The organism is Paenibacillus amylolyticus, from assembly GCF_001570725.1.
Classification (GTDB): domain Bacteria; phylum Bacillota; class Bacilli; order Paenibacillales; family Paenibacillaceae; genus Paenibacillus; species Paenibacillus amylolyticus_A.
In genome coordinates, this window is sequence record NZ_BCNV01000001.1 from 944,424 (window position 1) to 958,291 (window position 13,868).

The 13,868-nt window shown below is 45.6% G+C and carries 14 protein-coding genes and 1 other RNA gene; 10 read left to right on the forward strand and 5 right to left on the reverse strand.

Annotation, left to right across the window (positions count from 1 at the left end; translation table 11 throughout):
* Nucleotides 1-294 precede the first annotated feature (294 nt).
* From PAHA3_RS04455 to PAHA3_RS04470, 4 genes are all read left to right on the forward strand, one after another.
* Nucleotides 295-1,887, forward strand: a complete 1,593-nt coding sequence (locus PAHA3_RS04455) for a DEAD/DEAH box helicase (RefSeq protein ID WP_062833643.1) — start codon at nt 295-297, stop codon at nt 1,885-1,887.
* Between the two features lie 208 nt (nt 1,888-2,095).
* On the forward strand, nt 2,096-2,908 hold the full coding sequence (locus PAHA3_RS04460; protein WP_062833644.1) for a YesL family protein: 813 nt from the start codon (nt 2,096-2,098) through the stop codon (nt 2,906-2,908).
* A gap of 51 nt (nt 2,909-2,959) precedes the next feature.
* Nucleotides 2,960-3,151, forward strand: a non-coding RNA gene (gene ssrS / locus PAHA3_RS04465) — 6S RNA.
* 182 nt (nt 3,152-3,333) lie between these two features.
* Nucleotides 3,334-3,726 carry a DUF1499 domain-containing protein gene (locus tag PAHA3_RS04470; RefSeq protein ID WP_017689382.1) on the forward strand — a complete coding sequence of 131 codons (393 nt, stop codon included), beginning with the start codon at nt 3,334-3,336 and terminating at the stop codon, nt 3,724-3,726.
* A gap of 72 nt (nt 3,727-3,798) precedes the next feature.
* On the opposite strand, the gene tpx is transcribed toward PAHA3_RS04470, so the two are convergent.
* Complete coding sequence (gene tpx, locus PAHA3_RS04475) at nt 3,799-4,317, reverse strand: thiol peroxidase (RefSeq protein WP_062833645.1); 519 nt, start codon at nt 4,315-4,317, stop codon at nt 3,799-3,801.
* 148 nt (nt 4,318-4,465) lie between these two features.
* Here tpx and PAHA3_RS04480 point away from each other — a divergent pair, with 148 nt between their 5' ends.
* Entirely contained in the window at nt 4,466-5,092 is a 627-nt protein-coding gene (locus PAHA3_RS04480) for a rhomboid family intramembrane serine protease (RefSeq protein WP_062833646.1), read from the forward strand.
* 69 nt (nt 5,093-5,161) lie between these two features.
* Entirely contained in the window at nt 5,162-6,073 is a 912-nt protein-coding gene (locus tag PAHA3_RS04485) for a LysR family transcriptional regulator (RefSeq protein WP_062833647.1), read from the forward strand.
* A gap of 36 nt (nt 6,074-6,109) precedes the next feature.
* Here PAHA3_RS04485 and PAHA3_RS04490 read toward each other — a convergent pair whose 3' ends face one another.
* Both PAHA3_RS04490 and PAHA3_RS04495 read right to left on the reverse strand, forming a co-directional pair.
* Complete coding sequence (locus PAHA3_RS04490) at nt 6,110-6,790, reverse strand: zinc metallopeptidase (protein ID WP_062833648.1); 681 nt, start codon at nt 6,788-6,790, stop codon at nt 6,110-6,112.
* Between the two features lie 28 nt (nt 6,791-6,818).
* Complete coding sequence (locus tag PAHA3_RS04495) at nt 6,819-7,247, reverse strand: MerR family transcriptional regulator (protein ID WP_017689377.1); 429 nt, start codon at nt 7,245-7,247, stop codon at nt 6,819-6,821.
* 352 nt (nt 7,248-7,599) lie between these two features.
* Between PAHA3_RS04495 and PAHA3_RS04500 the strand changes: the two genes are divergently transcribed.
* Genes PAHA3_RS04500 through PAHA3_RS04510 form a run of 3 tightly spaced genes read left to right on the forward strand, consistent with a single transcriptional unit; the run spans nt 7,600 to nt 10,861 of the window.
* A complete protein-coding gene (locus tag PAHA3_RS04500; protein ID WP_062833649.1) occupies nt 7,600-9,000 on the forward strand; it encodes an ammonium transporter in 1,401 nt (466 codons plus the stop codon).
* 41 nt (nt 9,001-9,041) lie between these two features.
* Nucleotides 9,042-10,127 carry a DUF294 nucleotidyltransferase-like domain-containing protein gene (locus tag PAHA3_RS04505; RefSeq protein WP_062833650.1) on the forward strand — a complete coding sequence of 362 codons (1,086 nt, stop codon included), beginning with the start codon at nt 9,042-9,044 and terminating at the stop codon, nt 10,125-10,127.
* Nucleotides 10,124-10,861 (forward strand): exonuclease domain-containing protein, encoded by a 738-nt coding sequence (locus PAHA3_RS04510; RefSeq protein WP_062833651.1) that lies wholly within the window; start codon nt 10,124-10,126, stop codon nt 10,859-10,861. The genes PAHA3_RS04505 and PAHA3_RS04510 overlap by 4 nt, the downstream gene beginning before the upstream one ends.
* Here the strand turns inward: PAHA3_RS04510 and PAHA3_RS04515 are convergent.
* Nucleotides 10,847-11,338: a M67 family metallopeptidase gene (locus tag PAHA3_RS04515; protein WP_062833652.1), complete on the reverse strand. Its 492-nt coding sequence runs from the start codon at nt 11,336-11,338 to the stop codon at nt 10,847-10,849. The two genes, PAHA3_RS04510 and PAHA3_RS04515, sit on opposite strands and share 15 nt — an antisense overlap.
* Nucleotides 11,339-11,564: 226 nt before the next feature.
* Between PAHA3_RS04515 and PAHA3_RS04520 the strand changes: the two genes are divergently transcribed.
* Nucleotides 11,565-12,116, forward strand: coding sequence for a TlpA family protein disulfide reductase (locus tag PAHA3_RS04520; protein WP_062833653.1), 552 nt, complete (start codon nt 11,565-11,567; stop codon nt 12,114-12,116).
* Nucleotides 12,117-12,196: 80 nt separating this feature from the next.
* Here PAHA3_RS04520 and cimA read toward each other — a convergent pair whose 3' ends face one another.
* Entirely contained in the window at nt 12,197-13,816 is a 1,620-nt protein-coding gene (gene cimA, locus PAHA3_RS04525) for a citramalate synthase (RefSeq protein ID WP_062833654.1), read from the reverse strand.
* Nucleotides 13,817-13,868 lie beyond the last annotated feature (52 nt).

Genomic DNA, 13,868 nt, shown 5'->3' on the forward strand with positions numbered 1-13,868 from the left:
TCATTTATATTTAAAACCAGATTGCTGGTAATCTTGAATTGTTTTGTGATATAATGATTTGTGGATATTCTTGAGTAGGAAACTTTTCCCAAATGGAACGATTTAATTTGAAATGTTTCAAACACATGTATGTAGTTTTAGTCTTATATTGGGGACCCATTCATGGAATTATAATCGTTCGTGAAAATAATTCGCCCAGTTGGGATACCCTATAAATATTAACGCTACTTAAGAATACAGACAACAAAGTGGATTGTCCACCATGTCCACCATATAAAAGGAGCATGAATAATTTTGACAAATTTAAACTTCACAGATTTCAATCTTGAACCACTGGTGCTGCAAGCCATCACTGAGCTCGGGTTTGAAGAAGCAACACCGATCCAATCCAAAGCGATTCCTTTGGCACTCGAAGGCAGAGACTTGATTGGTCAAGCACAAACGGGTACGGGTAAAACAGCTGCATTCGGTATTCCGTTGATCAGCAAAATCACGAAAAGTGACGAAAAAATCCGCGCCCTCATTATGGCACCTACACGTGAACTTGCAATCCAAGTTGCTGAAGAGATCGAAAAACTTACTCGCTTCAAAGGTCTGCGCTCCCTGCCAATCTACGGCGGACAAGATATCGTTCGTCAGATTCGTGCACTGAAAAGAAAACCACAGATTATCATTGGTACACCTGGACGTCTCCTTGACCACATCAACCGCAAAACAATCAAACTTGATGATGTACAAACTGTTGTATTGGATGAAGCAGATGAAATGCTCGACATGGGTTTCATGGAGGATATTCAATCTATCCTGAAACAAGTACCAGACGAGCGTCAAACGATGCTGTTCTCAGCAACAATGCCTCCTAACATTCAAAAATTGGCTCAACAATTCTTGAACAATCCTGAGCACGTATCTGTAATTCCTAAACAAGTTAGTGCGCCATTGATCGACCAAGCTTACATTGAAGTACCTGAGCGTCAAAAATTCGAAGCACTTAGCCGTTTGCTGGATATGGAATCTCCTGAACTGGCGATCGTATTCGGACGTACTAAACGTCGTGTTGATGAATTGGCTGAAGCTTTGCAAAAACGTGGATATTCTGCTGATGGTCTCCATGGTGACCTTTCCCAGAACCAACGTGATACAGTAATGCGTAAGTTCCGTGACGGTAGCATTGATGTACTCGTTGCAACAGACGTAGCTGCACGTGGTCTCGATGTATCCGGCGTAACTCACGTTGTAAACTTTGACCTTCCGCAAGATCCGGAGAGCTATGTTCACCGTATCGGTCGTACAGGTCGTGCAGGTAAAGAGGGTGCTGCATGGTCCTTCGTTACACCGCGTGAGATTGATCACTTGCACTTCATCGAGCGTGTAACACGTCACCGTATTCCACGTAAACCACTGCCAACAATGGCAGAAGCGGTTGAAGGCAAACAACGTTTGACGGCAGAGCGCTTGCTGGAAATCGTACAATCTGGCGAACTGAACGAATACAAAGGTATCGCGATTCAAATGCTTGAGCAATATGATTCTGTTCAACTGTTGTCGGCTGCTCTGAAGCTCCTGACAGGTGACAAAAAAGACGCTCAAGTTGACCTTACTCCTGAAGATCCGATCCGTGCTAAGCGTCGTAAACCGGATGTTCGCTCAGGCGGACGTAAACCATCTGGCTACAGCGGTAACCGCAGCAGTGGTAGCGGCAGTGGTGGTGGCTACAACCGTGATCGCAACAGCAGTGGCGGCGGACGTGGTGGCTACAACCGTGATCGTAACAGCGGCAGCAGCACTGGCGGTGGAAGCAGAGAAGGTGGTTACAACCGTGACCGCAAACCGCGTCCAAGCAACAACGAAGGACGTCGTCCAGCGAAAGATTCTTCTTTCGAGTAATATAAACGTATGAACTGGAAAATGGAGCAGGCAACTGCTCCATTTTTTTATTTTCAAAAGGTTGTTCTGTCTTTTGCTCACTATCAAAAGCGCTGGTCAAGGGCATAGCTGATCTCTTTTCGGGAAGTACTGGCTTTTCCTATCTATAATAAGGTATATTAATATTAGACTTCAGGTAATACGCAAGGCTGCGGAGGAGGAGAAATGTTTGGAATTTAAAGGAGCTATGGGTGGGATCTACCGGCTTACAGAGTGGATTACGAGACTGGCCGCAACCAATCTGTTGTGGGCTATTTGTTCGTCTCCGTTCTTGTTTTTCTTGATTATGAAACTGCTCGTGATGCAGCAGAACCTCGCCAACGAATCATTGCAAATGAACTGGGCTATAGCCATTGTGGCACCGCTTACACTGTTCCCGGCGACTTCGGCGCTGTTTACGGTTGTTCGTAAATGGAATATGGGCGACACGGATGTGCCGATCTTCCGTACTTTCTTTGTAGGTTACAAGGAAAACTACAAGCAAAGTTTGATTGGAGGCATTTTTTACACGCTGCTGTTCGCGATTATGTATCTGGATTATACGGTGTACATGACGCAGTTCCGCAACATGCAGCTCGTGGGAATCATTATGCTTGTGCTGCTTCTCTTGTTATTTGTATCACTCTTTAACTTTTTCTCGATGGTTGTACACTACCATATGTCCATCGGGCTCATTATCAAAAATGCGGTATTGCTAACGCTGATCAGACCTTTCCGTGTATTCTCCACATTGCTGGGAAGCGGATTGTTGTTCTACATCGGTTTCCGTTATCCGGTCTTGTTCATCTTCTTCATTATTAGTATCATCGCCTGGTTTGCTTTCTTTAACTTCTACGCAACTTTCAACAAAATGCAGGAGCAGATGGAGAAGATGCAGTTGAAGAAAGAAGAAGAGGAAGCCGCTGCGCTGGCTGAGAAATCAGCAGAGAACGGTGAAGCATCTGAGTCATCAGACGACAAAAACATTACACTGCAAAAATAAAACATGATGGATCGCCATTTACTTTTTACACAGTTAGGGATATAATAATTGTACATCCTGCGATGTACGTTTCGGTTATTCGTTGTTTTGAACCAATGATGATGTCTTCGGGAGATCAACACAGAATGTTACTGAAAAGCCCTGTCTATACGACATGGGGACTTCAAAAAGCATTTTTGCGGTCACCCACCTGCCAAGCAGGTTCATAAGACAATGTAGCCGGACGGCATAGGCGGGTTCCTAAATTTTCATGTACAGCACCCTGACTTTTCCTCTTTTGAAGGAATTTCAGGGTGTTTTTATGTTGTGATGAATGGTTTTGATTGGTTTTGTGATAAATATGATGCTTACCCTTTTGTTACTACTTGAACAATGTTACACTAAGATACATAAATGGAACGGTTACATTCAAAGGAGGAAGGGTCTTGACCTTAAAGAGAACGCTCGTCGGTATCATCCGCAGCATGGAGGGAACCAGCGATCGAGCCAAGGATCCCAAATTAAAAACACGGTACTATAACTTATCCAAAGACAGAGCCTGGGAAGAGGTTTCTTCGACACTCAAAAAGATTCCAGGGTATAAAGTGCTGCACGAAGTGCCTTCTGTTGGAGAAGTTATACTGGAGAAGCGGACTACCTTTGGACGGACGATGGACATTACAGTTTCCATTATCTCGGTAAGTCCTGTTCGCAGTGCGGTGGATATGTATTCTGCTTCCCGTGGTTCACTTGGAGACTTGGGCTCTAACTATCGGACGATTATGAACTTATTCTCTGTACTGGATAAAAAGCTGAGCAAGTATAAAGCAAATGATTGAAATAGATGATGAATAACAAAAAGCGAGAGAAGGTTAACCTTCCTCGCTTTTGTTCTGAACGTATGATAACTTCTACAGCAAAGCTTTTACAGCAGCAATCGCTTGCTCGAAGTTAGGGGAGTCTGTCATTTCAGGCAGATACTCCACATATGTAATCCGGTCTTCAGCATCCACCACAAAAATGGATCGCATGTCCAACTGGAATTCTTTGATCAGAACGCCATAGTCTTCACCGAAAGAACGTGTTTTGTAGTCTGACAATGTTACTACGTGGTCAACGCCAGCTGCTCCGCACCAACGGGCTTGAGCGAACGGAAGGTCAACACTTACTGTCAAGACAACAACATTGTCTCCGAGTTCTCCAGCTTCAACATTGAAACGACGAGTTTGCGCATCGCATACGCCAGTATCCAGGGAAGGAACAACGCTGATTAATTTGATTTTGCCTGCGAAGTCTTTCAGGGATGCATCTTCAACCAGGTTCTTGCTCAGTGTGAAATCGGGTGCTTGATCGCCCACTTTCAATTCGGGTCCGATCAATGTAATAGGGTTGCCCTTAAATGTGGCTGCGCCAGTACGTTCTTGTGTCATAATAATGTTCCTCCTTATAAATTGGTGATCCGTGCCAAAATCCATTATAATCTTTTATGAAAGGCATTGTCCAATTCGGGCATGTACCATTACGATGGATCAGAGATGTAAGTCCGATCTGAACAGGGTGGAGTGAAAGAAGAAATTTATGATATTTATTCGCTATGAGAACTGGAAAGGTTATCTGAAGTATTTCCCTTTGACGTCGCTTTTTTTAATTGCCAATGTAGTCATGTTCATTGTGTTAACGGTGAACGGTGGATCAACGAACAATATGGTGCTGCTGAAATTTGGGGCACTCACGAATTATGAACTGTTCGCAGATGAGTGGTGGCGTTACATTACATCCATCTTTCTGCATGCGGGCTTCAGTCATTTATTGTTTAACAGTTTTGCCTTAATTGTGTTTGCACCACCAATGGAGCGACTGCTAGGGTCGGTAAGGTATGGTGTCTTGTATCTGGGTGGCGGCATATTGGGTAATATTCTTGCTGTTGCTTGGTACAACTCGATTGGGAGCATCACCATCTCGGTAGGTGCTTCAGGAGCGATCTATGCCGTCTATGGTGCATTCCTGTATGTCGCGCTGTTCCAGCGCACCATGATGGATGAGGCTTCGCGCAAAACGATGTACACTCTGCTTGTGTTCGGGATTATATTCTCCTTCGCCATGTCAGGCATCAACTGGATGGCTCATTTAGGCGGATTGCTGGGTGGATTCTTTATTTATGGACTGTTGATCAGATTGTGGAAACCCCGCAGTTTAAAGCGGTAGTCAGAACGTTCTCAAGATGGAATGCAATCAAGGATAAGTAGGGTATAACAGATTGGAGCGATCAGGCGAGTGGAATTAAGACAGTTGCATTACTTTTTGAAAGTGGCACAGAAGGAACATGTAACACAGGCTGCTGAAGAGTTGCATGTGGCACAGTCGGCGGTGAGTCGTCAGATTCATCAGCTGGAAGAAGAGCTGGGCGTGGATCTTTTTATGCAAAAGGGGCGAAACTTGCAGTTGACTGCAGTGGGACAGCTTTTTTGCAAACGGATTGAAGGCATATTGAAAGATCTGGATAAGGCGGTCGGGGAAGTTCATGAGTTTCTGGACCCTGAGCATGGGGAGATTCGAATTGGATTTCCGCATAGCCTGGGGATTCATCTCATTCCTTCCGTTGTGGCTGCTTTCCGTCAGCGTTATCCTAACGTAAAGTTCAGATTCAAGCAAGGGATGTTTCCTACACTCATTCGTGATGTGTTATCAGGAGAGGTAGACTTGGCATTCATATCTCCTTTTCCGGAGAAGCATGATCAAGTGGATGGGGATATTGTACTCACGGAAGAGTTACATGCCATTCTTCCTCCGAATCATCCGTTAGCTGGTGAGGAGACGATTGCGCTCGAACAGCTCAAGGATGATAAGTTCGTATTATTCAGCAAAGGTTATTCTCTTCGTCCTATTGTGTGGCATGCATGTCTGGAAGCCGGTTTTACACCCAAGATCGCTTTTGAAGGTGAAGAGACCGACACGATCCGTGGATTGGTCGCTGCGGGCATGGGGGTCAGTCTGTTGCCTGAGATGGCGTTATTCCAGACGAACCCCTTGCAGCCGGCACATGTGGCCATCTCTCATCCCAAAGTAACACGCACCATCGGGTTAATTCACCGTGCAGATGACAAACTGCCGCTAGTTGCCCAGTCCTTTCGTTCATTCTTGCTTCATTATTTCGGTTTACAACAAAACAATACCCCATCCGATTAACGGTGGGGTATTGTTTTTGTGTTATGGAGATTGAAATTAATCGCGATTGTTGAAGATTCCGATGTAACGGATCAATTCAAGCAGTGAGATCAAGGCTGCAGCGACATAAGTCAAAGCTGCGGCATTCAGGACTTTAGCAACACCTTTTTCTTCTTCATTGCGGATATAACCTTCAGATACCATAATTTCTCTTGCGCGATTGCTGGCGTTAAACTCAACCGGCAATGTGATAAGTTGGAACGCGACAGTTACGGAGAAGAAGATGATACCGATACCTACAAGGTTCATGGCATTGAAGAGGAATCCTGCAATCAGCAAGAACGGAGCTAATCCGGATGCAAAGTTCACAATTGGGAAGATCCGGTGACGCAGTGCCAGCATGGGATAACTTTCTTTATGCTGAATGGCGTGACCAACTTCATGACACGCTACCGAAACAGCTGAGATTGAGTTTTCATAATATACTGGTTCCGATAAGCGTACAACCCGATTGATCGGATCGTAGTGATCAGACAGTGTGCCACGTACTGGCTCAATTGGAACATCATGCAGGCCGTTAGCGTCAAGCATCTGGCGAGCTGCATCGTAGCCGGTGATTCCATTCTGGTTCGGTACCTCTGACCAACGTCTGAAAGTACCTTTAACGCGAAATTGCGCCCATAAAGAGAGCAAAAAGGCGATAATGATCAATACGAACATACCGTTATTAAAACTCATATTCATTCCTCCGCTTTCTAATAATAAGCTACATCATGGTGTTCTCAAGCAAGATTTTCAGTGCCTCCATTGTACCGGCACTTTTGGTAAGTAGTCCTGCCATCATCTTGCGTGCTTGTACAGGTTTCATCTCCCCGAGTAGCGGTTTGAGTTCGTTAACCTCTCGCTCAAGTTGTTGCACATGAAGCTCCAATGTTGTCAATTTGCTGGCAACTTGTTCTTCCGTACTAACCAGACGCCACTTCTCAAGAGATTGCTTAATCTCGTCGAGACTATACTTCTCTTGTTTCATCTGTACAATACGTTCAAGCCTGGTTAAAGTTTCATTACTATAGAGACGATAATTTTTTTGTGTACGTTCTTCGGGAGCGATCAGTCCAAGCTTCGTGTAATAATCAATCGTCCGTTCACTAACACCAGCGGTCTTGGCAAGTTCGCCAATCCGAAAAAGTTTCATATCCCCAATGATATTCACCTCGCTTGCAAGTTCAAATGTAGGGAATTGTAGTTTCCGCTTGCGAATTTATATACTACGCCCAATTTTTCTTACTAATAAGTATGATACATGATCTTTAACCGTACAGTCAAACGTTATGCTTTGGTAATCAGCATACTTCATTTCTATATCTATGTGCTCATAGAATGTGATTATGTACTTAAGTGCAAGAAAAAGACGCATGACTTTATTCCCAGAAATAATTTTCAGATTTGATGAAAATACTCTTGTCAACTTTCCTCTCTTCTGCTTATAATGACATTAAGAGTTTCACGATATGTGAAGAAACTTAACATAAGAGGGAGTGGGGTATATGAGAAAGAAATGGTTGGTTTCCGTGTTAGTAATGCTTACTTTATTCGCTTTTCCGGTCAGTGCATTCGCAGCTGCGGAGGGGCCGACTAACATTGAACTTCAAAGTGGTTTGAACTCAGCCTTTACGTTTCTGGCTGTTGTACTAGTGTTCTTGATGCAAGGGGGATTTGCTTTACTTGAAGCGGGTTCAACACGAATGAAGAATGCAGGACACATTGCGGGTAAGACCATCCTGACATTGGGAATTTCAGTTATTGCCTTCTGGGCTTTGGGCTTCGGTCTTGGTTTCGGTAATGGTAACAGCTTCTTTGGAACAACAGGATTCTTCCTGAGCGGTGACAAGATGGCTGCTTCCTTCGAATCACTGGCTTTCTCCGATGTTCCACTGACTGTTAAATTCGTATTCCACCTCGCTTTTGCGGCGGTATCTCTGGCCATTGCCTGCGGTGGTATGGCTGAACGTGCAAAGATGAGCGTATATATTGTTTTCGGTACACTTTATACCATTATCATGTATCCGGTTGTTGCTCACTGGGTATGGGGCGGCGGCTGGTTGGCTGAGCTGGGTATGCAAGACTTTGCAGGATCGACGGTTGTTCACTTGACTGGTGCGACTGCAGCTTTGGTAGCGACCATCTTGTTGAAACCACGTATTGGTAAGTACAACAAAGACGGCAAACCTAACATCATTCCAGGTCACAACCAAGTGTATTCCGTACTCGGGGTAATTATCCTCTGGATCGGTTGGTTCGGATTTAACCCAGGTAGTACGTTAACTGCCTTGGACGATGGATTCTTTGGTTATGTTGCATTGACTACTAACGTAGCTGCTGCAGCAGGTGGTGTTGCTGCACTGTTGATTTCATGGGCAGTTCTTGGCAAGTCCGATATTCCTAGCATGTTGAACGGTGTGCTTGCGGCACTCGTTGCAATTACAGGTGCTTGTGCCTTCGTTGAACCTTGGGCAGCTCTGGTTATCGGTGCTTTGGCTGGTGTTATCACATTCTTCACAGCACAGTACTTCGATCGTAAAGGAATCGACGATCCAATCTACGCTTTCTCCGTACACGGTGTTGCTGGTATGTGGGGAGCAATCTCCACAGGTTTGTTCGCTACACCAGAACTTGCTGAGCATGCGGGTGTAGGTCAAGCGGGTCTGTTCTATGGCGGTGGATTCCACCAATTGGGCGTACAGCTTCTTGGTCTGGCAGGTGCTTTTGCCTTCGTACTGGTAATGTCCTTCATTATCCTGGGCGGAATGAAAGCGATCATGGGCATCCGTGTTACTGAAGAAGAAGAAACAATGGGTCTGGATATCAGTGAGCACGGTACTTACGGATACCCTGAACAAATGAAAAATGTAGATTCTAAATCCAATGGTGGTACGTTCAGCTCCTGAGGTGATTAATGCTGATACATGCTTCAAGGAGGCTGGACATGATGGAACCTATCTCGTATACAAACTATTCCTGGTCTTATCAGGGAATCGATGGTGCGGTGTCTTCTCAAGAACTGCGCCAGGCACGTGTGATATTACAGAACGAGCTCCAGGAATTGTTGTCCGCTTCCTTGTCGCCGATCGAGTGGTACCAAACGGTAAATGAACTGCATGACCGGATTGCACGGAAAGCAGTAGAGTTATGCATTCAGGGGATGGTTGAGGAAGGCTTCGGCCAACCTCCCGTCCCCTATGCCTTTATCGTATTTGGCAGTTCGGGCAGGGAAGAAGCAACATTATGGAGTGATCAGGATAATGGCATGATCATTAGCGATACTCCGCATGAAGATAAAGAGAAGTATTTTGCGCAGCTCGGACAGCGAATGACGGATATGTTGGAAGAACTTGGTTACGCCAAGTGCGAAGGCAAAGTCATGTGCTCAGAGCCGCTCTGGAGAAAAACGCTGGCGTCATGGGAGCAACAATTAGCAGATTGGAGCTCGGATCTGAATTGGGAGCCCGTTCGTAATCTGATCATTGCTTCAGACATGCGTTTTGTTGCAGGGGAGCAAAGCTTGGCAGAGGAATGGATCACGAGTTTTTATGAACAGTTTAGACTGGTTCCTGAACTTTCGGATGCAGTTCTTCGCAATACGGTTAAACACAAAGCGACATTAAATGTACTTGGTCGTGTGGTCACAGAGCGATTCGGTGAACATGCAGGCGGATTTGATGTTAAGTATGGCTTGTATATTCCGCTGGTGAACAGTGCCCGTTATTTGGCTCTGCAACATGGGATCAAGGAGTCGTCTACGTTAAAAAGAATGGAGAGACTGACATCCCTTGAGGCTGTTCCGTTTACATTACTGGATGCATGCCAGCGGGCCTTCATTGCTGCTCTGAAATTTCGTAGAAGTACACCAGTTATCATCCAACGTGACTTGCAGCATAGCAGTGGGTTCCTGGATGAGAAGCAGATGAAACAAAAACAGATTCATTATGAGCTCAGGGATACGCTCGGCTTGGTACGAAGAGTGCATCGAGCTTTGCAAAGACAGTTGCGTTTTGCAGAAAGGAGACGTCCATGAGAGAGCCGGTAAGGGGCAATACAGGATTCTGGAATTCGCTGCGTCAGGGAGGGGTTCCTTCCGCCATCGCTTCCATTATGGGAGCCCCTACGGCGCAACACATGGCGTTTATCCGCTCAATGATGAGAGAACAGCGCCGACCTGAAGTGCTGCATACACCTCTAAATGAGTTGGACGCGGTTGTATTTGATCTGGAAACGACGGGTTTCTCTCCCCAGCATGGGGATGAGATTATCTCATTTGGTGCAGTCCGTATACATGGTGGTGTAGTGCTGGAAGGAGAACAGTTCTATACGGTGGTACAGTCCAAGACTGCGGTACCGGAACATATTACTGAACTGACGGGCATTACACAACAGATGACGCTGGACGCACCAACTTTGCTGGAGGGGCTGCATGATTTCATGTCTTTTGTAGGCGGAAATGTTCTGATTGCACACGCAAGTGCGCATGACCGAGCCTTTCTGAATGCAGCTCTGTGGCGGACTTCCAAGGTAAGGTTGACGCATCGTTTAATCGATACGATGATGTTGGCCCGCTGGCTTGAACCAAGCAGGCCAGGGTACGGTCTGGATGAATTGCTGGAATCCAGAGGTATTCCAATCTATGGACGTCACCATGCGCTGGAAGATTCGAAAATGACTGCACAGTTATGGTCCTGCTACCTGGAGGACATGACTCGTAAAAATGTGGAGACCTTGGGGGATCTGTATACCCAGTTAAGTCACGCATAATGGAATGGGAAGCAGATTGTACGAAGGGACAATATGGTGTGACTGATCTTGTTGTACCTTCGAGGATTCAATCTGATAACCGTTCAGATGCATGTGAGATCGTAATCCGATCGTAAGGTCAGGTGAGCCGATGAGGTACATCTGGAGTAAACCGGCAAAGACCGGAAGCGCTTGGATGTCCTCTACGGATGGAACGGGCCTTGTATGCGGATGAGAATGGAAGATGCCAATGAGCTTAGGTTCGGAGAATACGCACCGAATCCATTCGGCATCGTCCAGTGCAAAATGGTGCAGCGGGTCAGGTGCTACGTTACGAATGGGCTGAAACCGACTGATTCGTATGCCGCCCGCTGCGGTTTCACCCAGCAAAACCCCGCAGGCTTCTTGCGGCAGTGAAAGGAACATGTGCTTTGACATCTCTTTTTCTACGGAAGAAGGGATGTAGAAGACGTTTTGCTGCCCGTGAAGTGCTGCCATTTGTATTCACCCCTCTCTCTTTGGCTCCTGCTTAGGCAGGAGTCCTTTTTCATTTTATTTTGTGTGCTTCGGATTGTAAAATTTTAAAGGAAAAGGGTACAATATTAAAGAGAACATTTGGGAATCATGTTTTAATGAACTGTCATAGAGCGTGATCAACATTTAGCATGCACAGAAATTATGGTTTCAGTTTCAATAGGCTAATTATATAAAAGGGTGGCGGGTTATGAAACGAAACAAATACATACTCCTCGGTGTTATATTGCTTGTTAGCATTACCATGGCACGGAATACAGAGGTTGGAATTTCCACTGTATTTAAGCAGGATGAACCTGTACCTACAGAGACGGGACCACGTGCGGGTCTTCTGGCACCTGCTTTTTCTCTGACAGCAATGGATGGGAAAACGTACAGTGTAGGTGGCGCCAAAGATAAGGCCACGTTCGTCAGCTTCTGGGCATCCTGGTGTGAGCCATGTAAGCAGGAAGCTCCGGAACTGAATAGAATGGCTGCGAAATACAAGGATAAGCTTGATCTGTATGGCGTTAACGTAACATCTTACGATAAACTGAAGGATGCCAAAGCTTTTGTGGATGAGTACCAACTGAAGTTCCCTATTCCCTTGGATGAGAAGGGGACTGTGTATGCTCAATATAACGGAGTGGCTTTTCCGACGAATGTTCTAATTGACTCCAGAGGGGTTATACAGGAGATAATCTTGGGTATTTTGCCTGAAAAAGAGTTGGAACGCAAAATTAAAGAGCTTGTCGCAAACTAGTTTTCACTTAAAATAAAGAGCCTCTGTTACCCATGATTCATGGATACAGAGGCTTCCTTTTATTTTCCGGGAAATAAGCTTTAGTGGTTGCTTAACCCGTGAGCAGGAACAGGGAGTGTACCCGGCTCATCCTGCAATTTTTCTTGAAGTAACGCATAGCGGAAACTGTGCACAAGAGCTTCCCAACTTGCTTCAATCACGTTCTCGGATACACCAACAGTATTCCATGTGTTCTCTGTATTTTTGGATTCGATCAATACACGAACTTTGGCAGCTGTGGCATCCTTCTCATCCAGTACACGCACTTTATAGTCAGACAGATGCATGTTGGCGAGTGAAGGGAAGTATTGCACCAGCGCTTTCCGAAGCGCGTTATCGAGTGCATTCACCGGACCGTTTCCTTCAGCAGCGGTATAGACACTTGTTCCAGCGACATTAAGTTTGACAAAAGCTTCAGAAACAACGGATTTGCCTGCCGTTTTCTCCACAAGCATTTTGAATGATTCGAAAGTGAACAATTCTTTCATGTCACCGTTCGCTTCACGAATTAACAATTCAAGCGAAGCATCTGCACCTTCGAACTGGTAACCCTGATGCTCCAGATCTTTGATTTTCTCAATAATCTGACGTGAATTGGCACTGCTTGGATCAAACTCAAGACCCAATTCCTGTGCTTTGGACACGATGTTACTTTGTCCAGCAAGTTCCGAAACCAGCACACGCTGTTTGTTACCGACCAGTTCAGGCACAATATGTTCGTAGGTACGTGAATCCCGCAAGATAGCAGAGACGTGAATACCACCTTTGTGAGCAAAAGCAGCATTACCGACATAAGGCTGATTAATCGGCATATTTACGTTGGCAATCTCGCTGACATAACGGGCCACATTCGTAAGTTGTCTCATTGAATCTTCCGTAACACATTCATAGCCAAGCTTCAGTTGCAGGTTCGGAATAATGGAAGCAAGATTGGCATTGCCGCAACGCTCTCCATACCCGTTCATCGTTCCTTGAACCTGACGAGCTCCGGCTTGTACAGCGCTGAGTGTATTAGCTACAGCCAGTTCACAATCATTGTGTGTATGAATGCCGAGCTGTGCATGAGGAAGGCTTCTGTGCAGTGTAGATACGATCTCGTGCACCTCGTTCGGCATCGTTCCGCCATTGGTATCACACATGACTAGCCAGTCCGCTCCAGCCTCATGAGCCTTGGTCAAGACAGCTTGAGCATACTCGGGATTATGTTTGAATCCGTCAAAGAAGTGTTCAGCATCGAAGATCACTTCCATACCATTCTGTTTCAGATAGGCAATGGAATCATAGATCATGGATAAGTTTTCTTCGAGTGTGGTCTGCAAAGCCGTATGCACATGGAAGTCCCATGACTTACCGACGAGGGTGGCAGCCTGCGCGCCCGATTCGATCATGCGCTTCAGGTTGGCATCTTCACTAGCGATGCTGCCTTTACGGCGTGTACTGCCAAAAGCAACGACCTTTGCGTTCAGGTTCAATTCCTTGACTCTTTTGAAAAACTCAATGTCCTTGGTATTGCTGCCTGGAATTCCGCCTTCAATATAATGGACACCCAGGTCATCAAGCTTTTTGGCAATTTTGAGTTTGTCGTCTGCCGATAAGCTGACACCCTCCCCTTGTGTGCCGTCACGTAAAGTCGTATCGAAGATGGAAATGGCCTTTGACATGAAGATCCTCCTTTGAGATAAAGCGCTTTTTTAAAAGTTTGGATTGTAAGTT

Excerpts from the sequence above, each read along its gene's own strand:
- tpx (WP_062833645.1), bottom strand. The coding sequence starts at position 4,317 with ATGACACAAGAACGTACTGGCGCAGCCACATTTAAGGGCAACCCTATT.
- PAHA3_RS04480 (WP_062833646.1), top strand. The coding sequence starts at position 4,466 with ATGATATTTATTCGCTATGAGAACTGGAAAGGTTATCTGAAGTATTTC.
- PAHA3_RS04490 (WP_062833648.1), bottom strand. The coding sequence starts at position 6,790 with ATGAGTTTTAATAACGGTATGTTCGTATTGATCATTATCGCCTTTTTG.
- PAHA3_RS04495 (WP_017689377.1), bottom strand. The coding sequence starts at position 7,247 with ATGAAACTTTTTCGGATTGGCGAACTTGCCAAGACCGCTGGTGTTAGT.
- PAHA3_RS04500 (WP_062833649.1), top strand. The coding sequence starts at position 7,600 with ATGAGAAAGAAATGGTTGGTTTCCGTGTTAGTAATGCTTACTTTATTC.
- PAHA3_RS04505 (WP_062833650.1), top strand. The coding sequence starts at position 9,042 with ATGGAACCTATCTCGTATACAAACTATTCCTGGTCTTATCAGGGAATC.
- PAHA3_RS04510 (WP_062833651.1), top strand. The coding sequence starts at position 10,124 with ATGAGAGAGCCGGTAAGGGGCAATACAGGATTCTGGAATTCGCTGCGT.
- PAHA3_RS04515 (WP_062833652.1), bottom strand. The coding sequence starts at position 11,338 with ATGGCAGCACTTCACGGGCAGCAAAACGTCTTCTACATCCCTTCTTCC.
- PAHA3_RS04520 (WP_062833653.1), top strand. The coding sequence starts at position 11,565 with ATGAAACGAAACAAATACATACTCCTCGGTGTTATATTGCTTGTTAGC.
- cimA (WP_062833654.1), bottom strand. The coding sequence starts at position 13,816 with ATGTCAAAGGCCATTTCCATCTTCGATACGACTTTACGTGACGGCACA.